This is a genomic window from Terrabacter tumescens (assembly GCF_014646815.1).
GTDB lineage: Bacteria > Actinomycetota > Actinomycetes > Actinomycetales > Dermatophilaceae > Terrabacter > Terrabacter tumescens.
This window is the reverse complement of record NZ_BMNZ01000002.1, coordinates 606,938-626,363: the sequence shown is the minus strand read 5'-3', so window position 1 is coordinate 626,363 and position 19,426 is coordinate 606,938. Positions and strand designations below refer to the sequence as shown.

General features: G+C 72.0%; 19 protein-coding genes. 13 read left to right on the top strand and 6 right to left on the bottom strand.

Translation table 11 applies throughout. The features are described 5' to 3' along the window. The first annotated feature begins 129 nt into the window (after positions 1-129). A complete protein-coding gene (locus IEY30_RS06945; RefSeq protein ID WP_052358837.1) occupies positions 130-906 on the top strand; it encodes an FUSC family protein in 777 nt (258 codons plus the stop codon). Here the strand turns inward: IEY30_RS06945 and IEY30_RS06940 are convergent. Beyond that, positions 883-1,680, bottom strand: coding sequence for an IclR family transcriptional regulator (locus tag IEY30_RS06940; RefSeq protein ID WP_030201418.1), 798 nt, complete (start codon positions 1,678-1,680; stop codon positions 883-885). The two genes, IEY30_RS06945 and IEY30_RS06940, sit on opposite strands and share 24 nt — an antisense overlap. Before the next feature lie 60 nt (positions 1,681-1,740). Here IEY30_RS06940 and IEY30_RS06935 point away from each other — a divergent pair, with 60 nt between their 5' ends. The 9 genes from IEY30_RS06935 (at position 1,741) to IEY30_RS06895 (ending at position 11,790) form a co-directional block, all read left to right on the top strand. Then, positions 1,741-3,093, top strand: coding sequence for an MFS transporter (locus tag IEY30_RS06935; RefSeq protein WP_081920601.1), 1,353 nt, complete (start codon positions 1,741-1,743; stop codon positions 3,091-3,093). A gap of 26 nt (positions 3,094-3,119) precedes the next feature. Continuing rightward, positions 3,120-4,280 (top strand): cupin domain-containing protein, encoded by a 1,161-nt coding sequence (locus tag IEY30_RS06930; RefSeq protein ID WP_030201414.1) that lies wholly within the window; start codon positions 3,120-3,122, stop codon positions 4,278-4,280. Beyond that, complete coding sequence (locus IEY30_RS06925) at positions 4,277-5,122, top strand: fumarylacetoacetate hydrolase family protein (RefSeq protein WP_030201412.1); 846 nt, start codon at positions 4,277-4,279, stop codon at positions 5,120-5,122. Before IEY30_RS06930 ends, IEY30_RS06925 begins: the two co-directional genes overlap by 4 nt. Continuing rightward, positions 5,119-5,832 carry a maleylpyruvate isomerase family mycothiol-dependent enzyme gene (locus IEY30_RS06920; RefSeq protein ID WP_030201409.1) on the top strand — a complete coding sequence of 238 codons (714 nt, stop codon included), beginning with the start codon at positions 5,119-5,121 and terminating at the stop codon, positions 5,830-5,832. The genes IEY30_RS06925 and IEY30_RS06920 overlap by 4 nt, the downstream gene beginning before the upstream one ends. A gap of 42 nt (positions 5,833-5,874) precedes the next feature. Further along, entirely contained in the window at positions 5,875-7,146 is a 1,272-nt protein-coding gene (locus IEY30_RS06915; RefSeq protein WP_030201405.1) for an FAD-dependent monooxygenase, read from the top strand. Positions 7,147-7,190: 44 nt separating this feature from the next. Next, on the top strand, positions 7,191-9,737 hold the full coding sequence (locus IEY30_RS06910; RefSeq protein WP_030201401.1) for a DEAD/DEAH box helicase: 2,547 nt from the start codon (positions 7,191-7,193) through the stop codon (positions 9,735-9,737). A 2-nt stretch (positions 9,738-9,739) separates the two neighbouring features. Further along, a complete protein-coding gene (locus tag IEY30_RS06905; RefSeq protein ID WP_030201399.1) occupies positions 9,740-10,582 on the top strand; it encodes an acyl-CoA thioester hydrolase/BAAT C-terminal domain-containing protein in 843 nt (280 codons plus the stop codon). Between the two features lie 133 nt (positions 10,583-10,715). Then, complete coding sequence (locus IEY30_RS06900; RefSeq protein WP_156035447.1) at positions 10,716-10,916, top strand: hypothetical protein; 201 nt, start codon at positions 10,716-10,718, stop codon at positions 10,914-10,916. A gap of 88 nt (positions 10,917-11,004) precedes the next feature. After that, a complete protein-coding gene (locus IEY30_RS06895; RefSeq protein WP_030201390.1) occupies positions 11,005-11,790 on the top strand; it encodes a DUF1206 domain-containing protein in 786 nt (261 codons plus the stop codon). A gap of 115 nt (positions 11,791-11,905) precedes the next feature. On the opposite strand, the gene IEY30_RS06890 is transcribed toward IEY30_RS06895, so the two are convergent. The 3 genes from IEY30_RS06890 to IEY30_RS06880 are packed head-to-tail and all read right to left on the bottom strand — an operon-like array spanning position 11,906 to position 14,365. After that, positions 11,906-12,637 (bottom strand): phosphatase PAP2 family protein, encoded by a 732-nt coding sequence (locus tag IEY30_RS06890; RefSeq protein WP_030201387.1) that lies wholly within the window; start codon positions 12,635-12,637, stop codon positions 11,906-11,908. Then, complete coding sequence (locus IEY30_RS06885) at positions 12,634-13,374, bottom strand: phosphatase PAP2 family protein (RefSeq protein WP_030201385.1); 741 nt, start codon at positions 13,372-13,374, stop codon at positions 12,634-12,636. The genes IEY30_RS06890 and IEY30_RS06885 overlap by 4 nt, the downstream gene beginning before the upstream one ends. After that, entirely contained in the window at positions 13,367-14,365 is a 999-nt protein-coding gene (locus IEY30_RS06880) for a diacylglycerol/lipid kinase family protein (protein WP_030201383.1), read from the bottom strand. The genes IEY30_RS06885 and IEY30_RS06880 overlap by 8 nt, the downstream gene beginning before the upstream one ends. Before the next feature lie 152 nt (positions 14,366-14,517). On the opposite strand from IEY30_RS06880, the gene IEY30_RS06875 reads away from it, so the two are divergent. Further along, a complete protein-coding gene (locus IEY30_RS06875; RefSeq protein WP_030201381.1) occupies positions 14,518-15,165 on the top strand; it encodes a DUF1345 domain-containing protein in 648 nt (215 codons plus the stop codon). A gap of 199 nt (positions 15,166-15,364) precedes the next feature. Next, on the top strand, positions 15,365-15,547 hold the full coding sequence (locus IEY30_RS06870) for a hypothetical protein (protein ID WP_030201379.1): 183 nt from the start codon (positions 15,365-15,367) through the stop codon (positions 15,545-15,547). On the opposite strand, the gene IEY30_RS06865 is transcribed toward IEY30_RS06870, so the two are convergent. Both IEY30_RS06865 and IEY30_RS06860 read right to left on the bottom strand, forming a co-directional pair. Further along, positions 15,540-16,793: an ATP-grasp domain-containing protein gene (locus IEY30_RS06865; RefSeq protein WP_188960109.1), complete on the bottom strand. Its 1,254-nt coding sequence runs from the start codon at positions 16,791-16,793 to the stop codon at positions 15,540-15,542. The two genes, IEY30_RS06870 and IEY30_RS06865, sit on opposite strands and share 8 nt — an antisense overlap. Further along, a complete protein-coding gene (locus IEY30_RS06860) occupies positions 16,790-17,524 on the bottom strand; it encodes an alpha/beta hydrolase (protein ID WP_052358836.1) in 735 nt (244 codons plus the stop codon). Before IEY30_RS06860 ends, IEY30_RS06865 begins: the two co-directional genes overlap by 4 nt. A 181-nt stretch (positions 17,525-17,705) precedes the next feature. Between IEY30_RS06860 and IEY30_RS21845 the strand changes: the two genes are divergently transcribed. Then, complete coding sequence (locus IEY30_RS21845) at positions 17,706-19,397, top strand: HNH endonuclease signature motif containing protein (RefSeq protein ID WP_052358835.1); 1,692 nt, start codon at positions 17,706-17,708, stop codon at positions 19,395-19,397. The last annotated feature ends 29 nt before the right edge of the window (positions 19,398-19,426 follow it).

Sequence of the window (19,426 nt, the reverse complement as noted above, 5' to 3'; positions counted from 1 at the left end):
GACGGCCGGCACCCGAGCCGTCGATAGACTCGGCGGACCGATGACCAGCGACCCCGAACCGCGCACTCCCGCCACGTCCTTCGTGCGGCGTCTCGTCGCCCTCGGTCCCCACCGTGGTTCGCACCGGGGGTGCCCGACTCGCGCTGGGTCGTCGTCCCCGTGGGGGCGCTGCTCGCGGCCGGCGGGTCGCTGACGTCGGATGCGTACGGCTGGCACCCGCCGGGACCGCTCTTCCTCGTCTTCGGCTTCGCCGTGTCGGCCGTCGTGCCGGCCACCGCGGCCACCGTGCCCGTCGCCGCGGCGATCGCGGCCGCCAGCGCGCTCTTCTCGATGCTCGTCGCGCAGGTCGGCGTGCTGCGCGAGCCCGCCTCGTGGTCTCCCCCGATGCTCCCGGCGCCGCGCTTCCGCGACGCGCTCGCGCCCCGCGGCGCCGTGACCCACCTCGTGCGCCACGTCCTGGCGCTCACGGTCGCGGGCGGGATCGCCACCGCCCTGGACTGGCAGCACCCGTACTGGGCCATGGTCGCCGCGGTCGTCGTGCTGTCGGGTCCCGACCTGCTCTCCCGGCTCACCCGCGGCGTGCAGCGCGTCGTCGGCACGCTGCTCGGCCTCGGCGTCGCGGCGCTCGTCCTGCCGTGGCACCCGCAGGGCGTCGCGGCGGTCCTGGTCATCGTCGTGCTCCAGGTGCTCACCGAGCTGTTCGTCGGCCGCAACTACGCCGTGGCCCTGCTCTTCATCACTCCGCTGGCCCTGCTCATGGGTCAGCTCGCCCACGACGCCCCCATCGGCCCGCTCCTGCGCGACCGCCTGCTCGAGACGGTCCTCGGCGCCGTCGTGGGCGCGGTCGTGCTGCTCGCGGTCCCCGACCGGTTGGACCCCGAGCTAAACGCCGAGCTCGACGCGTAGCGCCGCGTGCAGGTCGTGCTCGATGTCGCGGGCCGTGAGGGCGAGTGCGGTGACGACGTCGACGAGGCGTGACTCGTCGAAGCGCACCGTCGGCATCGAGACGGTGACCGCCGCCCCGACGCGGTCACCGACGCGCACGCCGCGCCCGACCGCCGTCACGCCGCTCTCGGTGCGGTCCTTGTTGATCGCGAAGCCGCGCTCGCGCACGACGTCGAGCTCGCGCTCGAGCGCACCCACGTCGGGACGCTCGTCCGACCGACCTCGCCAGCGCTCCACGGCATACAGCTCGGCCCGCTCGTCGACAGTGAGGTCCGCGAGCATGAGCTTGCCCCCTGAGGTCAGGTGCGCCGGGAAGACCATGCCCTCGCGGTTGCCGACGCGCAGCGCCTGCGTGCTCTCGACCGAGCCGATGAAGCGGGCGTAGTCGCCGGCGAGGACGAGCAGGTTGGCCGACTCGCCGAGCCGCCCGACGAGGGCGTGCAGGTGCGGCATGGCGATGGTGCGCAGCAGGGCGGTGCGGGACTGGGCGTCCGCGGTCAGCGAGATGACCGGGCCGGCGTGGTAGCGGCGGTCGTCGCCCTGCCGCGCGAAGTCGCGGTAGACGAGCATCGTCAGCAGCCGGTGCGCGGTCGAGCGGGCCACACCGAGACGCTCGGCGGCGTCGGAGACGCTGAGCGGGCCCTCGACCTGGAGCATCACGGCAAGGCGCAGGGCGTGGTCGACGCTCGTCAGGGCGTACTGGGGGCGGTTCTTCAGGGCGCGGTCCTGGGCCATTGGTTCCTCATAGCAGAATCTTCTATTCCGTCATGGCGAACCTAGTTCACAGTCGTCCCCATGGCAACGACGCCCCCCACCCAGAACCGGCCCCTGGCCGACCGCGCCACCGGCAGCGCGAACCGGCCCGCGTGGCTCGTGACGCTCCTCTGCTGGCTCATCGTCGTCTTCGACGGCTACGACCTCATCGTCTACGGGACGACCCTCCCCAGCCTCCTCAAGGAGAAGGGCTGGGACCTCACCCCCACCACCGCCGGCTTCATCGGCAGCCTCGCCTTCGCCGGCATGCTCGTCGGCGCGCTCGGTGCGGGCCTGCTCTCGGACCGGCTCGGCCGCCGCCGCACGATCCTCTGGGCCACCCTGTGGTTCTCGGCCTTCACCGCGCTCTGCGCCTTCGCGCCGAGCGCCGAGGTCTTCGGCGGCTTCCGCTTCCTCGCGGGCCTCGGCCTCGGCGGCCTCGTGCCGTCGGCCAACGCCCTGACGGCGGAGTTCGTCTCGCGCAAGCACAGGTCGGCCATCTCCACGATGATGATGTCGGGGGTGCCGATCGGCGGGTCCGTCGCCGCGCTCCTCGGCCTGTGGCTGCTCCCCGCCTACGGCTGGCGCTCGATGTATGCCGTCGCCTTCGCGGCCGTGCTCGTCCTCCTGCCGCTGTGCTACCTGCTGCTCCCGGAGTCCCCGACATGGCTGCGGGCCCACGGCCGGGTGGCCGAGGGCAAGGCGGTCGAGGCGAAGTTCGGCCTCGTCCACGACCCGAGCGACCACAGCACCGAGCAGCACGCTCCCGGCTTCCGCACCATCCTGCGCGGCCGGTTCCTCCGGCCGACCGTCCTGTTCGCCGCGGCCACCGTCGCCACGCTCTTCGCGTGGTACGGCCTCGGCACGTGGCTGCCCAAGCTCATGGGCTCCGACCCGCGCTTCGACATGGGCAAGCCACTCGCCTTCCTCCTCGCCCTCAACCTCGGCGCCGTCATCGGCTCGGTCGTCACCGCTTGGGCCGGCGTGCGGTTCGGCCCGCTGCGCAGCTCGGTCGTCGCCGCGGCCGTGGCCGCCCTGGCCCTGGCCTACCTGCTGACCTATCCGAGCGACGTCGCGCCGGTGTATGCCGCGCTCATCCTCGCCGGGGTCGGCACCCACGGCACGCAGTGCCTCATCATCGCCGCCGTCGCGACGCACTACCCGCCCACCCTGCGCGGCACGTCGCTCGGCTTCGCCCTCGGGGTCGGCCGCATCGGCGCCGTCCTCGCACCGCAGGTCGGCGGCCTGCTCCTCGACGCCGACCTCGGGGTCGGCAGCAACTTCCTCGCCTTCTCCATCGCGGCCGGCCTCGCCGCGGTCCTGCTCGCCGTGACGGCCGTCGTGACGAAGCCCGCCGTCGCGGCGCGGCCCGTCGCCGACGTCCTCGTCCACTGAACGCCCTGACCTCGAAAGGAACGACCATGACCCAGGCAGCCACCTCGCCCGTGCGGATCGAGGCCGTCGACTCCCCCGACCAGCCCGCCCCCACCCCCGAGCTCGAGGCGCTCTACCGCGGCTTCGAGGACGAGCTCCTCGTGCCGCTGTGGACGGAGATCGGCGACCTCATGCCGGCCCACCCGCAGAGCAAGGCCACGCCGCACCGCTGGCAGTGGCAGACCCTGCTCGACCTCGCCGACCGGGCGGGGCACCTCGTGCCGGTCGGACGCGGCGGCGAGCGCCGGGCCATCGCCCTGGCCAACCCGTCGCTCGGGGGCCGTCCCTTCGCGACGCCGACCCTCTGGGCCGCGATCCAGTACCTCATGCCCGGCGAGGACGCCCCCGAGCACCGGCACACGCAGAACGCGTTCCGCTTCGTCGTCGAGGGCGACGCCGTGTGGACCGTCGTCGGCCGGGACCCCGTGCCGATGAACCGCGGCGACTTCCTCCCGCAGGCCGGCTGGAACCTGCACGCCCACCACAACGCCGCCGCGAAGCCGATGGCGTGGATCGACGGGCTCGACATCCCCTTCCAGTACTACACGGAGTCCCAGTTCTTCGAGTTCGGCCGCGACGAGATCTCCGACGCCGAGCGGGTCACCCCCGAGCGCTCGCGGTCGCAGCGACTGTGGGGCCACCCGGGCCTGCGACCCGTCTCGGTGCCCGGCCCGATGCCGGCGAGCCCGCTGCTCGCCTACCGCTGGGCCGACACCGACCTCGCCCTCCAGGACCAGCTCGACCTCGAGGACGAGGGGTATGCCGCCACCGTCGAGCCGGGTCACGCGGCGGTCCGCTTCACCAACCCCACCAACGGCGGTGACGTCCTCCCGACGATCCGCACCGAGTTCCACCGGGTGCGCAGCGGCGCGGAGACCGCGCCTCGCCAGGAGGTCGGCTCGTCCGTCTTCCAGGTCTTCGACGGCGCCGGCACGGTGACCGTCGGCGACACGACGTGGAGCGTCACGCGGGGCGACCTCTTCGTCGTGCCGTCGTGGCAGCCGTTGTCGATCCGCTCCGAGGCATCCGCCTCCGACTCCGACTCCGGCGCGCTGGACCTCTTCCGCTTCAGCGACTCGCCGATCTTCGAGGCGCTCAACCTTGCCCACACCTCTGTCTCCGCACCTCACGAAGGACTGTCCCGATGAAGCTCGCCACCCTCCGCAACGCCGACGGCACGACCGAGGCGGTGCGCGTCGACGGCACGACGGCGACTCGCCTCGGAGCCTCCGACGTGGGGTCCCTTCTCTCCCAGCCCGGTTGGCGGGACTCGGCCGAGACGGCGGCCGGCGCGGCCGTGGACCTCGGCGACGCGGCATACGCCCCCGTCGTCACCCGCCCCGGGAAGGTCGTCTGCGTCGGGCTCAACTACCGCAACCACATCCTCGAGATGGGCCGCGACCTGCCCGAGTTCCCCACGCTGTTCAGCAAGTTCGCCGACACGCTCATCGGCGCTCACGACGACATCCAGCGGCCCGTCGAGACCGACGAGTTCGACTGGGAGTGCGAGCTCGCCGTCGTCATCGGCGCGACCGTGCGGCGGGCGACGACGGCCGAGGCGGAGGCCGCGATCGCCGGCTTCGCGACCCTCAACGACATCACGGCCCGCGACTGGCAGTTCCGCACCAGGGAGTGGCTCCAGGGCAAGAACTGGGAGGCGACGACCCCGGTCGGCCCGTGGCTCGTCACGCCCGACGAGCTGCCCGGTGGCGTGCGCCCGACGCTCGCGATCCGCACCGAGATCGACGGCGAGGTCGTGCAGGAGGACAGCACCGGCGACCTGCTCTTCGACCCCGTCGCGCTCGTCGAGTACGTCTCGACGATGGTCACGCTCCGCCCCGGCGACCTCATCGCCACCGGGACGCCCGGCGGCGTCGGGCACGCGCGCAAGCCGGCCCGCTACCTCACCGCGGGCCAGAAGGTCGTGACCGAGGTCGAGGGCCTCGGTCGCTGCGAGAACGTCGTCGTGGACGACGGCCCCCGCCGATGAGCCACCATCTCGCCCTGACACGGGCCTGGACGCAGGAGGGCACGGCCCTCTTCGCCAAGGCCCTCGAGAGCCTCGACGACCATATGCTCGCGGGCCCGGGCACGCTGCCCGGCTGGACGGGCCGGCACCTCGTCGCGCACGTCGCCGCGAACGCCGAGGCGCTCGGCAACCTCGTGCACTGGGCCCGCACGGGCGAGGAGACCCCGATGTACTCCTCCCCGGTGCAGCGCACGTCCGACATCGAGGGCGGGGCCCTGCGGCCGGCCCGGGAGCTGCGCGACTGGTTCGCGTCGTCGGCGGCCCGGCTCGCGGACTCCCTCGACGAGCTGACCCCGCCGCAGTGGTCGCGCGAGGTGCTCACCGCGCAGGGCCGCACCGTGCCGGCGACCGAGATCCCGTGGATGCGCTCGCGCGAGGTCATGGTCCACGCCGTCGACCTCGGCGGGGCCGTCGGCTTCGACGACCTGCCGGCCGCCTTCCACGCCGCCCTGCTCGACGACGTCGCCGACCGGCGCTCGGACGCCGGAGACGGCCCGACGATCGTCGTCGTCCCGGACGACGAGCGCCGTACCTGGCTCGTCATGGGCACCGGCCGCCCCACCGCCGTGCGCGGACCGCTCGCCCAGCTCACGGCCTACCTCACCGGCCGGCCGGCCACGGGGCTGCACGCCGACGGCGGCGCCCTTCCTCCCCTTCCTCGCTGGCTCTGAGCCGACCCGGCCGGACCTGACCTGACCTCCAAGGAGAACGACATGACCGCCCACAGCACGGAGAAGGCCGTCGACAACGCAGTCGACGGAGTCGACGCAGTCGATGTCGTCGTCGTCGGCGGCGGGATCGGCGGTCTCGCCAACGCCCTCGCCCTGACGCAGAAGGGACTGCGCGTGCGCGTCCTCGAGCGCGCCGCCGAGTTCGGCGAGGTCGGCGCGGGCCTGCAGATCGCCCCGAACTGCACGCGCATCCTCGACCACTGGGGACTGCTCGACGAGGTGCGCAGCCTTGGCGTGCTGCCCGAGAACATCGTCATGAAGGACGCCGTCGACGGCTCGGAGCTGACCCGCCTCGACCTCAAGGACGTCGAGGCCCGCTACGGCGCGCCCTACCTCGTCATCCACCGCAGCGACCTGCACGGCGTGCTGCTCCGGGCGTGCCGGCGGGCCGGCGTCGACCTCGTCACCGACGTCGCCGTGACCGGCTACGAGCAGGAGGACGGCCGCGCGACCGCGATCCACGCCGGAGGGCGGGAGACGGCCCCTGTGGTCATCGCCGCCGACGGGATCCACTCCGTCGCACGGCCGCTGCTCTCCGACGACGAGCCGGTGAGCTCCTCCTACGTCGCCTACCGCGGCGCGGTGCCGGCCACCCAGGTCGAGGCGCTCGGCGTCTCGATGCGCGACGTCGTCGTCTACGTCGGCCCGAAGTGCCACTTCGTGCAGTACCCCCTGCGCAGCGGCGAGATGTTCAACCAGGTCGCCGTCTTCGAGTCGCCCAAGGCGCGCGCGGGCGAGGAGGACTGGGGCACACCGGACGAGCTCGACCACGCCTTCGCCGACACGTGCGAGGAGGTCCGGGCCGGGCTGCCGCTCATGTGGCGCGACCGCTGGTGGCGGATGTTCGACCGCGAGCCCATCCCGACCTGGGTGACGGGTCGCATCGCCCTCTCGGGCGACTCGGCGCACGCGCCGCTGCAGTACCTCGCGCAGGGGGCCGTCATGGCGATCGAGGACGCCTACGTCCTGTCGGAGCACGTGGCTGCCCAGCTCGCGGCGGGCATGGGCGCAGACGGCCTCGACTGGGACGCTGCCCTCGCGGCCTACGGGGCGGTGCGCCCCGAGCACTGCCGCCGCGTCCTGACGACCGCGCGCGCCTGGGGCGAGCTCTGGCACCACGTCGGGGACGAGCGGCTGTGGCGCAACGAGGTCATGCGCTCGCGCGACGTCCACGACTACTCCTTCGTCGACTGGCTCTACGGCCCGACAGCCCTGACGCCCGACGAGGAGCCGACGATGTTCGCCCCCGCCTGACCGGCGGTTGGGAGCGACAGGCCACCGGACGGCATACTCACGAGGTGACGAAGAACCTCAGCGAGCGCATCCCGCGGGATCCCGATCCCGACGGCCTCTACGAGGTCTTCACCGAGTGGACGACCGAGCGGGGGCTCACGCTCTACCCGCACCAGGAGGAGGCGTTCCTCGAGATCCTGAGCGGCAGCAACCTCATCCTGTCGACGCCGACCGGGTCGGGGAAGTCCCTCGTCGCCACCGCCGCGCACCTCGCGGCCCTCTCCGACGACCGCGTCAGCTTCTACACCGCGCCGATCAAGGCCCTCGTCTCCGAGAAGTTCTTCGCGCTGTGCGAGCAGTTCGGTGCCGACAACGTCGGCATGATCACCGGTGACGCGTCGGTCAACGCCGACGCGCCGATCATCTGCTGCACCGCCGAGATCCTCGCGAACCTCGCTCTGCGAGAGGGCAGCTCGGCCGACATCGGCCTCGTCGTCATGGACGAGTTCCACTTCTACTCCGAGCCCGACCGCGGATGGGCGTGGCAGGTGCCGATCCTCGAGCTGCCGCAGGCGCAGTTCGTGCTCATGTCGGCCACGCTCGGCGACGTCACGATGTTCAAGGACGACCTGACCCGGCGCACCGGCCGCTCGACCGCCGTCATCACCGGCACCGAGCGCCCCGTGCCCCTCGAGTTCTCGTATGCCGTCACCCCCCTCCACGAGACCATCGAGGAGCTCCTCGAGAAGGACCGCGCGCCCGTCTACGTCGTGCACTTCACGCAGGCGGCCGCCCTCGAACGCGCGCAGAGCCTCATGGCCGTCAAGATCACGACCCGCGAGGAGCGCGAGGCCATCGCCACGCGCATCGGCGGCTTCCGCTTCGGGGCCGGCTTCGGGCGCACCCTGTCGCGGCTCGTGCGGCACGGCATCGGCGTGCACCACGCCGGCATGCTGCCGAAGTACCGCCGCCTCGTCGAGCAGCTCGCCCAGGACGGCCTGCTCAAGGTCATCTGCGGCACCGACACCCTCGGCGTCGGCATCAACGTGCCGATCCGCACCGTGCTGCTCACCGGCCTGACGAAGTTCGACGGGACGAAGCAGCGCACGCTCAAGGCGCGCGAGTTCCACCAGATCGTCGGACGTGCCGGTCGCGCCGGCTTCGACGCCCGCGGCTGGGTCGTCGCCCAGGCGCCGGAGCACGTCATCGACAACCTGCGCGCCGTCGAGAAGGCCGGCGACGACCCCAAGAAGCAGAAGAAGATCCAGCGCAAGAAGGCCCCCGACGGCTTCGTCAACTGGTCGGAGGAGACGTTCGAGCGGCTCATCGCCGCCGAGCCCGAGCCGCTCCAGCCGCGCCTCAAGGTCTCGCACTCGATGCTCGTCAACCTCCTTGCCCGAGAGGGCAACCCGGTCGCCCACGCGCACCGGCTGCTCTCGGACAACCACCACGAGCCCAAGGACCAGCGGCGCCTGCAGCGGCACGCCCTCGTGCTCGCCAAGGAGCTGCTCACCTCCGGGGTCGTCGAGCGCCTCGCCACGGCCGAGGAGTCCGGCCGCCGGCACGCCCTGACCATCGACCTGCAGCGCGACTTCGCCCTCAACCAGCCGCTCGCGCCCTTCGCGCTCGCCGTCATGGACACGCTCGACCCCGAGAGCGACACCTACGCCAAGGACCTCGTCTCGGTCATCGAGGCGATCCTCGAGGACCCGCGCCAGGTGCTCTGGGCCCAGGAGTTCAAGGCCCGCGGCGAGGCCGTGGCCGCCATGAAGCTGGACGGCATCGAGTACGAGGAGCGCATGGAGCGGCTCGAGGAGGTCACCTGGCCCAAGCCGCTCGCCGACCTGCTCGAGGTGACGCTCGCGGCCTACCGCCAGAGCCACCCGTGGATCTCGCAGGACGCCCTGTCGCCGAAGTCGGTCGTGCGCGAGATGTACGAGCGCGGCATGACGTTCAACGAGTTCGTCTCCTACTACGGCCTGTCCCGCTCGGAGGGCCTCGTCCTGCGCTACCTCACCGACGCCTACCGGGCGCTGCGCCGCACCGTGCCCGAGAGCCACCGCACCGAGGAGCTCGAGGACATCATCGAGTGGCTGGGCGAGCTGGTGCGCCAGACCGACTCGAGCCTGCTCGACGAGTGGGAGGACCTCGTCAACCCGAGCGACGCCGTGCTCGCGCAGACCGACGTCGCCCCGCCCGCGCGGCCGATCACGGCCAACGAGCGGGCCTTCACCGTGATGATCCGCAACGCGATGTTCCACCGGGTCGAGCTGGCCTCGCGCGACGAGTGGGAGGCGCTCGGCGAGCTCGAGGCCCGCGTCGCCGAGCTGACCGACCCACCGCAGAAGGTCGTCATGGACGCCCAGGCCTGGAACGACGCGCTCGGCGCCTACTACGACGACCACGACGCCATCGCGACCGACCAGGGCGCCCGCTCACCCGCGCTGCTCCAGGTCGACAAGGTGCCGGGTGAGTGGCGCCTGCGCCAGGTCGTCGTCGACCCCGACGAGGACAAGGACTGGGGCATCACAGCCGTCGTCGACCTCGAGGCGAGCGACGACGTCGGCGCCGCCGTGCTCACGGTCACCGGCTTCGAGAGGCTGGGTGGCTGAGCGTGGGACTGCGTGAGACGCCGCGCGAGCACGACGGCGTGCTCGTCGAGCCCGAAGGCGGCGGCAACGGCACCGGCGTCCTCGTGCTGTCCGGCTCGAGCGGCCGCGTCGAGCGCGACCGCGCGCGACTGCTGGCCGCCGCCGGGGTGTCGGCCGCCCTGACCTACCGCTGGTTCGGCGGTCCCGGCCAGCCGGCCGGCATCTGGGAGTACCCGCTCGAGGCCTTCGCGCCCGCCGTCGCGTCGCTCGCCGAGCGCTGCGACCGTGTGGTGCTCCTGGGTTCCTCGAAGACGGCCGAGGCCTTTTTGCTGTATGCCGTGGGCGATCCGGCTGTCGACGCCGTCGTCGCGCTCGCGCCGAGCCACGTGGCGTGGGCCAACGTCGGCGCGGGACCCGACGGCGCGCTGCGACCGCAGCACTCGTCGTGGAGCCGGGGCGGGGAGCCCGTCGCCTTCGTGCCCTACGACGACGACGCGGAGGCACCCGGGGAGCCCCCGGCATACGCCCCCGTCTACGCGCAGAGCCTGCGCACGCACGCCGACCGAGTGAGCTCCGCGACGATCCCCGTCGAGCGCTTCTTCGGCGACGTGCTCCTCGTCGCGGGAGGCGACGACCAGGTGTGGCCGTCGCTGGCCTTCGCCCGCGCCGTGCAGGCGCGACGGGCTGCCCTCGACCTGCCGACGACGCTCGTCACCCACCCGGAGGCCGGCCACCGCGTCGTCCTGCCCGGCGAGCCCGTCGTGTCCGGCGGCCGGCCCATGGCGCGCGGCGGCACCGAGGCGGCGGACCGCGCCCTCGGAGAGCAGGCCTGGCCCGAGATCCGGCGCGTGCTCGACCTGCCCTGAGACGTCGGGTCATGGAGCGCGCCGATCTGAGGTAGCCGGCGACACGGCATACGTCATCCTCCCGATGTGGGAGGGCCCGCCTCAGAACGACGCTGGAGAGGTCAGCAGCACCACGACCTCGAAGGATCCCACCATGCTCTCTCCCCACATCGTCAGCGCCCTCGTGGCCGAGCGCGAGGCCGACCTCGAGCGCCGGGCGGAGCTCGGGCGTCGACGGCACGTCGACCCACCGGCCACGGCGCGGGTGACCGCCACACCGACCCACGGCCCGCGCACCCCCGTCGACCGCCGCCGTCGGCGCGCCTGCGGCTCGTGTGAGGCCCCCGCGACGTGACGGCGCCTGACGCGCCGATTCAGGGCCCCGTGCGGGTATGTTCCCCAGTGCCCACATCGGGGACCCCTCGACCGACAGGACCAGCCGCATGGACTCCACCGACGTCACCGCCGCCTCACGGCGCGCAGGTGACCATCCCGCCCTCGAGACCGCCGCGCGCGTCGGCTACGCCGTCAACGGCGTGCTCCACATCGTCATCGGCGTCATCGCGCTCCAGCTCGCCTTCGGCTCGAAGGGCAAGAGCGCCGACCAGTCCGGCGCCCTCGGCTCGATGGCCGACAACGGCTTCGGGCTCGTCATGCTGTGGGTCGCCGTCATCGCCTGGCTCGGCCTCGCGGTCTGGCAGGTGACCGAGGCGATCTCCGGCGGCTGGGAGACGAGCGACCGGCTCAAGGCCGCCGCCAAGGCGGTCGTCTACCTCGTCCTGTCGTGGACGGCGTTCAAGTTCGCGAGCGGCAGGGGCTCGTCGAGCAAGAGCCAGACCGCCGACTTCACGGCCAGCCTCATGAAGCAGCCGGCCGGCCAGTGGCTCGTCGCCCTCGTCGGTCTCGTCGTCATCGGCGTCGGCGTCTACCACGTCGTCAAGGGCTGGAAGAAGAAGTTCCTCGAGGACCTCGAGACCCACCCCGGCGAGTGGATCGTCAAGGCCGGCCGGATCGGCTACATCGCCAAGGGCATCGCCCTGGCCATCGTCGGCGGCCTCTTCGTCCTGGCCGCCGTGCGCCACAAGCCGAGCGAGGCCCGCGGTCTCGACGGTGCGCTGCGCAACCTGCTCGGCGCCCCCGGCGGCCCGGGGCTGCTCGCGCTCGTCGCGCTCGGCCTCATCGCCTACGGCGTCTACTCCTTCGGTCGGGCGCGTCACGCCGACGTCTGACACCTGAATCGACACCCTCGGCACCTCGCGACTCACACGAACGGCCGGGAACCCCAAGGGTTCCCGGCCGTCGGCGTGTCCGGGCCAGCGGCTGATCCGGCCCAGGATTGATCGGTCAGCGCGACATGGCCTCGCGAGCCGCACCCGTGACGCGGCCGCTCGCGGTCTTGCGCCGCAGGTAGTTCCAGGCGAGCAGCGCGCACACGACGCCGTTGACGAGCCCGACGAGGATGTCGACGAGGTGGTGCATGCCACGGTAGAGGCGGGCGTAGCCGACGAGCAGCGGGATGACGGCACAGACCACGGTGACGAGCCGGCGCAGCCACACCGTCTCGATCCGCTGCGCCATGAGCGCGAAGGTCAGGTAGAGCGCCGTCGCGGCACCCATGTGACCGCTGGGGTAGCTCGACGTCGGCGGCGCGGGGTCGAGGTGCTCCACCGTCGGTCGCTTGCGGTCGGCGATGGTCGTGGCGGCCACGAAGACGCTGGCCTGCATGGCGATCGCGATGGCGGGGATGACGGCATACCACCACTGCTTGGTACGCCACCAGATGAGGGCCACGGCGATGACGCAGACCCCGATGATGATCTCGGTGTTGCCGATGTGCGACCACACGGCGGTCACCGAGTTCATGAGCGACGTGCGGCCGGCGGCGACGGACTTGCTGATGTCCTCCTCCGCGGGGAGGCCGCCGAGCGGGCCCATGATGAGGAAGCCGAGACCGACGATCGCGCCGAACAGGATCACTGCGGGTGCGAGGACACGCAGTGCGAAGTCGCGCAGCGCCGACCCGACCGTTGGTCGTGAGGGGTCGATCTCGTAGCGGTGGACGAAGGTGTGGTTCACGTGCTGCCTTTCGATGACTCGGGCCCGGTCTCACCCTCCGGCGGAGGGGAGTCGTCCGGACCGGGGTTCCACCCGAGGTAGCCGACGTAGGACGCCGTGCCGAGTCCGGCGCCGAAGATGATCCCGGCGAGGACGTCTGAGGGGTAGTGCACGCCGAGGAAGACCCGGTCGAGCGCGGTGAGGAGGACGTATGCCGTGAGGCCGCCGACCAGCCACCGGCGGGCCACCGGGGTGAGCACCGGCCATAGCAGCAGCGCCATGATCGTCGCGATCGCGGCCGCGCAGGCGACGTGCCCCGACGGGAAGCTGTAGCCCGGCGCGTGCGAGACCGGGTCACTGACGACCGGGCGCGCACGGCGCACGATCTCCTTGAGGACGAGCTGGAGGTTCCACGACACCATCAGGGTGATGAACGCCCAGAGGCAGCGCGTCGCGAGCTCGCGGTGGCGGCGCCACAGCACGAGGCAGACCGCCGAGGCGACGATGTAGACCCACTTCGGCTGCGTGATCTCCTGCCACACGAGAAGCGTCGACTTCAGCCACGGGTTGTCGCGGGTGATGTCGGTGGCGGCGATGATGAGCCGCTCGTCGAGCTCGATGACGGGCAGGAACTTCTCGCGCACGACGAAGGCGAGGACGGTGACGGGGACGGCGAAGAGGAGCCCGTACCCGACGGCCTTGAGCAGGCGACGGCCCCGGCCCGCGGGCCGGATCTCGCCTCGTCGTCGGTCAGTCAACGCGGATCACCAGCGAGTCGGGCAGCACCCGGATGCCGAGCGCGACGTGCTGACCGATGGGGTCGCCGTCGATCTCGGCCTCGACCGGGCGGCCGGCCGTCACGGTGAACTCGCGGGCGCGGAGGCGATCGAGCCGACGGTGGCCTGCGCGGTGCCGGGTGACGACGTCGGAGACGACGGAGAGCCAGCCGATGGCGCCCTTGGGGGCGACGACGACGGTGTCGAGGATGCCGTCGTCGATCTTGGCGTCGGGCATCAGCTCGATGCCGCCCTGGAGGGTGCCGCAGTTGCCGATGACGACGGTGCGGGCGTGCCGGTTGACCGTGTTGCCCGCCTTCTCGACGATGCCCTCGCCGCCGCTGGAGCTCACCTCGACCCGGAAGCCGCGGCTGAAGAGGTGGCGGAAGAAGCTGAAGACGTAGGCGACCCAACCGACGACGGCCTTGACCTTCTCGTTGGTGCCGGCCATCACCTGGCCGTCGAGGCCGAGGCCGGCCATGACGAGGAAGACCTCCTCGTCGTCGTCGACCTGCGAACCGCCGTCGTGGGTGCCATGGCTCTCGCGCGGACGGATCGGCTTGTCGGACACGCGCATCAGGCCGACGTCGATGCGGCGGTCCTGGCCTGCGAGCACGGCCTCGACGGCGTTCTCCAGGGAGTCGACGGGCAGGCCGAGGTTGCGGGCGAGCAGGTTGCCGGTGCCGCCGGGCAGCAGGCCCAGCGCGACGTCGGTGCCCACGAGCGCCGAGGCCACGGCACGGACCGTGCCGTCACCGCCGAGCGAGGCGACGACGTCGGCGCCGGCACGCACGGCCTCGCGGCCCTGCTTCTCGCCGGTCTCGTCCTCGGTCGTCTCGATCCAGGACGGGTCCTCCCAGCCGTGCTGCGCCGCGGCCTTGGCGACGAGCTCCTTGGTCGCGGCGAGATCGTCGACCTTGACCGGGTTGTAGACGACGGTGAGGCTGCGACGAGCGCTGGGGGTGTCAGGCATGGTGGGGATCCTAGGGCTCTGGGCAGGAGGGGAGGCGGCCGTCAGAGCTCGGCCGACCGGTGACATACCCGTCCGGCGCACCCAGCCGACCACCAGCGCATCCCCAGCCGGCGTCCAGCCGCTGGGACCCCCGCGGCGGTAGCCTCCGGGACGTGGCCACCATCCGCCGCCGCCTCGGCGTCGCACTGCTCGTCGGGGTCGTCGTCGGCCTCTTCGTGCCGCTCGGCCCCGCGGGCGAGCTGCTGACCCACCTGCTCACCGGCTTCGTCGCCGGCGGCCTCACCTTCGCCGTGCCGCTGCTCGTGCACATCCTCGGGCACGACGCGCCGTCGACCCGGGCCCGCGTCGAGGGCCGCGACGGGGACGCCGCCTGGTACGACGTCGTCGTCATCCTCGTCGGCCTCGCGAGCCTGGCCGGCGTGGGCGTGCTGCTCGTCGGCGGCCAGTCCAAGGGTCTTGCGCAGGTCATCGACGCCCTCGTCGGGGTCGGCGCGGTGGCGGTCGGCTGGCTCTGCGTCCACACCGTCTACGTGCTGCGCTACGCCCGGGTCTACTACGCGAGCCCGGAGCCGCCGATCGACTTCAACCAGGACGAGGACCCGACGTTCTCGGACTTCGCCTACTTCTCCTTCAACCTCGGCATGGCCTACCAGGTGTCGGACACGGCGCTGCGCACGTCCGACATCCGCCGCGTCGTGCTCGGCCACACGCTGCTCGCCTACCTCTACGGCACGATCGTCATCGCGTCGACGATCAACCTCGTGGCCGGCATCGGCGGGTCTGGCGCCTCGGGCGGCTAGGCCTGCCGATCGGGACGAGGCGGTCGGCATGAGGCGAACCGCTGACCGGCGCCGAGTCAGGCGTAGGGTTCGAAGGAGGGTTGACGCAAGGTGCGCCGGCAGATCGGAGTCCGCGATGCCAGGCTCGTCGTCGATACCGCCCTCATCCGGTTCGCACCTGGACGACCTGAGGACGGCCGTTCGTGCCGCGCGCTCCGACGTGGAGCTGCTGAGGTCCGGGAAGGTCGACCCGGCCCTGCTGCTGACGGCTCGTGGCGTCCTGCTCGAGGCCTTGGAGATCTACGCCGCCGAACTGGTCAGACGCAGGCTGCCCATGCCACCGGCACTGCGTGACGACCTGCGCCTGCAGCGGGGGATCCGCGCCGCCCGCGGGCTCAGGTAGCGGCCAGCCGGGCCTTCTCGTCCTTGACCCACAGGCCGATGAGGCCGCCGAAGTGCGCCATGAACGTGTCGCGCTCGTGCGCGGGGTAGGTCGTGACGACGGTCGAGCGCAGCAGGCTGTCGAAGGCGTCGGACTGCACCCACTCGAGGACGGCCGCGTCGAGGTGCGAGAGGTGGCGGTCGCACCACGCCCAGTAGGCGGCCGTGTCGAAGTACTCGTCGGCGATGGCGAGATAGGCGTCGAGCTTCTGCTCGTCGTCCAGGTCGTCGCGGTCTGCCACGTCGAAGTAGCGGCGCATCTCGAGGTCCATCGGCCCCTTGCGGCCCGTGACGAGGCAGAAGGCCGACCAGCGCACGAGCGCCTTGATGGCCCACGGGAAGTAGTAGTGCAGCGAGGTGACGGCGACGTCAGGACAGGCGTTGGCGTAGTCGATGGGATAGACGTCGTCACCCTTGACGAGCATCTCGCACGAGTTGAACTCCCAGCCGAACATCGCGTTGACGATGCGGCTGATCGCGGCGGTCTGCTTGCCCGCGGAGGGCTGCAGGAAGTCGTAGCTCACGGCATACCGGTTGTGCATCGGCTGCTCGGGACGGAAGTCCATGACCATCGTCTCGGGACCGATCGACAGGGCACGCGCGAAGTGGTCGTACTCGACGGTCGACTGCAGGTGCATGAGCATCTCGCCGGACTCGTCGTAGGCCTTGACGAGGTCCTTCTCGTCGTCGATCCGCGAGACGCCACGCCAGCCGCCGCCGTCGAAGGGCTTCATGTACATCGGGTAGCCGAGCTCGTTGGCGATGGCCTTGAGGTCGAAGGGCTGGTTGTACTTGGCGCTCGTGTAGGCCCAGCGCACGTTGTCGACGGGGTTCTTGTAGGGCACGAGCCACGTCTCGGGGACCTTGAGCCCCAGGCGCATCAGCGCGACGTAGGCGCTGTGCTTCTCCATGGACTGGAAGGTGAAGGGGCTGTTGAGCAGGTAGGTGTCGTTCATCAGCGCGGCCTTCTTGAGCCACTCGCGCGGGTGGTAGTACCAGTGGGCGAGGCGGTCGATGACGAGCTCGGTACGCACCGGCTGGCGCAGGTCGAACGGCTCGATGGTGAGCCGCTCGCTCGTCAGCTCGTGGGTGACGCCGTCGTCGGTCGTGATCGGCCCGACGAGCGCGAGCAGCGCCTCGAAGGCGGTGGGCCAGTCCTCCTCGGCCCCCAGCAGCAGCCCGATCAGGTGGTTGCGCGTCTGCGTCATGTGCCTCTCCTGCTCGACGATCCGGGTGACCCCGATCCTTGCAGCAGTGTCAACAGGAACGGGTCGAAGGCCGACTCCCAGGAGCGCCAGTCGTGCCGGCCCGGCAGCTCGGCGAACGACACGTCGTGACCGCTCGCGGCGAGCGTCTGCGCCATCTGCCGGTTGTTGGTCAGGTTGCCCTCGTCGAGGCCGCAGGTGAGGACGACGCGTGCGTCGGTGCGCGGTCGCCGGACGCGCCTGACGTTGCTGACGAAGCCCGTGACGCGGTGCCAGAACTCGAAGTCCTCCTCGTCGTCGACGCGCTTGCGGAAGAACGATCCGGACTGGAGGAAGAGCGCGCCGAACGTCCCCGGGTGGCGCCACTCGGCCTGCAGCGACGCGAGCGCTCCGAGGCTCGCTCCCATGAGGGTCGGCCTGCCGTCGAGGGCGTATGCCGTGCGCACCGTCGGGAGCACGTGCCGAGCGAGCGTGTCGGCCCAGTCGGGATTGGCGGCATACCGCTCGTTGCGAGGGCCGGGCTCGAGCAGGACGACCCGGGTGGGCGGGACCCTGCCTTCGGCCGTCGCGGTGCGCAGCCGCGAGAGCAGGTGCGCCCGGCGGGAGTACTCCGGGCCGTCGTGCGCGACGAGGAGCGGGAGCGGATGCGCACGCCGGGTGCCCACCGGTGAGACGACGGAGAGCTCGACGTCGCCGACCGGCGTGCCGGTGACCGTGAGCCTCGTCCGCGCCATGTCCAGACCCTATGCGCGACCGGGGACACGATCGCGAGCGCCGGTCCGGCCGCAGGTGTTCGAGCGGCGGATGTGGCTGTGCGCGAGGCGAATTCGCTGTCCACAGGTGCGCTCGACCCCTTGATCCTGATTCGAACACGTGTTCTCATTGAGGCAGTCCCGAAGCGAGAGGAGCAGTGCCGTGCCATACGTCGCATCCACCCGCTCGGGCCTGCTCGCCGTCGAGGACGACCAGGTGCGCAGCGCGGCCATGGCCGACGTCCAGGGCAGCCTGACGGCGATGGGCGAGCGGATGATGGGCACCATCGCCTCGCTCGAGCGGGAGAAGGCTCGCCTCGAGGCTCGGCTGCTCGCGGCCTACGGCGGGCTCCACACGATCGAGTCCCAGCAGCTCGAGACCCTGGCGCTGAGCCGTGGGTCGCTGCACGCATCCGCCGACCGGGTCGCGTCCGAGGAGATCGCACTCGCGACCGGGGTCGGTCTGGGCGAGGTCTCCCGCCGGATGTCGCTCGCGACGGCCCCGCGCCGGCACCGGCGGGTGCTGGACGCCCTCCGGTCCGGCGCCACGTCGCTGCACCGGGCCCTCCAGGTCGCCTCGGAGACGGCAGCGCTGTCCGACGCCGACGTGGCCGCCGTCGAGGAGGCCGTGCTCGCGCCGTCCCGGGACGGGCAGCCGGTGGCGCAGCGCACGTTCGTGACCCGGCTGCGTCGAGCCATCGCCTCCGTCGACGAGCGCGGGTCCGACGAGCGGCGGGCGCACGCCCGGTCGAGGCGCGGCGTGTTCGGCCGTCTCACCGCCGACGGCATGGGCTGCCTCACCCTCGTCACCGACGCCGACGCGGTCGCGGCGGTCATGGACCGCCTCGACACCGACGCCAGGGCGGCCCGCGGCGCCGGGGACCCCCGCACGCTCGACCAGCTCCGCTGCGACCTCGCCACCGAGGCGCTGCTGCGCAGCCACCTCGACGTCCTGCAGGCCGGCATCGAGGCGCACCCATCGACCGACACCCCGACGGGTGGCCCGACGGGTGGCCCGACCAGCAGCCCGACCAGCAGCCCGGACGGCAGCCCGGACGGCAGCCCGGACGGCCCGGACGGCCCGGACGGCGGGAGCTCCGCGCCAGCGAACGTGGCGCCCACACCCGAGCGGCGCCGCGGTACGCCCCCAACGTCTGATACCGCTACCTCTGCGGCCGCGAGCGCCGCCCACGCTCGTTCCGAGCCGCCCGTCCCGGGCACGTCGGCGACGGGTCGGCCGGCCGCCTCGGTCTGGCTCATCGTCCCCTTCGAGGTCGCGACAGGGTCGTCCGACGCCGCGTGCGAGCTGCCCGGCCATGGCTGGGTCACCGCCGCTCACGCCCGCGAGATCATGACGCGTCCAGGGTCGGTCTGGCGCACCCTGCCGGTCGACCTGCGCACCGGCGAGGCACTGAGCCGACCCACGCGCGCCTACCGGCCGACCGCGGCGATGGTCGAGCACGTGCAGGGCGTCGACGGCCGGTGTCGCGGACCAGGCTGCGAGGTGGTCGCGACCCGCTGCGACCTCGACCACGAGACACCGTGGCCTCGAGGTGAGACGTCGGTCGCCAACCTCCGCTCCAAGCACCGGCTGCACCACAACCTCAAGACCGACGGCATCTGGACCTCGACACCGGTCGGCGACGGGGGTCTGGAGTGGACGACCCTCACGGGGCGCACCTACGTCACCCACCCGAAGGACTGGCGTGAGGGAGTCGACCCGCCTCCGACAGCCACGCGTCCCACGACGCCTGCGACGTCCACGACGTCCACGACGTCCACGACGTCCACGACGCCCACGACGCCCAAGACGTCCGACGGTTCTGCGGTCGACGTGCCACCGCCTCCGTTCTGAGCCGTACTCTGAGCTGACTGCCGCAGCGC

Excerpts from the sequence above, each read along its gene's own strand:
- IEY30_RS06920 (WP_030201409.1), top strand. The coding sequence starts at position 5,119 with ATGAGCCACCATCTCGCCCTGACACGGGCCTGGACGCAGGAGGGCACG.
- IEY30_RS06865 (WP_188960109.1), bottom strand. The coding sequence starts at position 16,793 with ATGACGCAGACGCGCAACCACCTGATCGGGCTGCTGCTGGGGGCCGAG.
- IEY30_RS06935 (WP_081920601.1), top strand. The coding sequence starts at position 1,741 with ATGGCAACGACGCCCCCCACCCAGAACCGGCCCCTGGCCGACCGCGCC.
- IEY30_RS06900 (WP_156035447.1), top strand. The coding sequence starts at position 10,716 with ATGCTCTCTCCCCACATCGTCAGCGCCCTCGTGGCCGAGCGCGAGGCC.
- IEY30_RS06860 (WP_052358836.1), bottom strand. The coding sequence starts at position 17,524 with ATGGCGCGGACGAGGCTCACGGTCACCGGCACGCCGGTCGGCGACGTC.
- IEY30_RS06880 (WP_030201383.1), bottom strand. The coding sequence starts at position 14,365 with ATGCCTGACACCCCCAGCGCTCGTCGCAGCCTCACCGTCGTCTACAAC.
- IEY30_RS06915 (WP_030201405.1), top strand. The coding sequence starts at position 5,875 with ATGACCGCCCACAGCACGGAGAAGGCCGTCGACAACGCAGTCGACGGA.
- IEY30_RS06940 (WP_030201418.1), bottom strand. The coding sequence starts at position 1,680 with ATGGCCCAGGACCGCGCCCTGAAGAACCGCCCCCAGTACGCCCTGACG.
- IEY30_RS06930 (WP_030201414.1), top strand. The coding sequence starts at position 3,120 with ATGACCCAGGCAGCCACCTCGCCCGTGCGGATCGAGGCCGTCGACTCC.
- IEY30_RS06895 (WP_030201390.1), top strand. The coding sequence starts at position 11,005 with ATGGACTCCACCGACGTCACCGCCGCCTCACGGCGCGCAGGTGACCAT.
- IEY30_RS06925 (WP_030201412.1), top strand. The coding sequence starts at position 4,277 with ATGAAGCTCGCCACCCTCCGCAACGCCGACGGCACGACCGAGGCGGTG.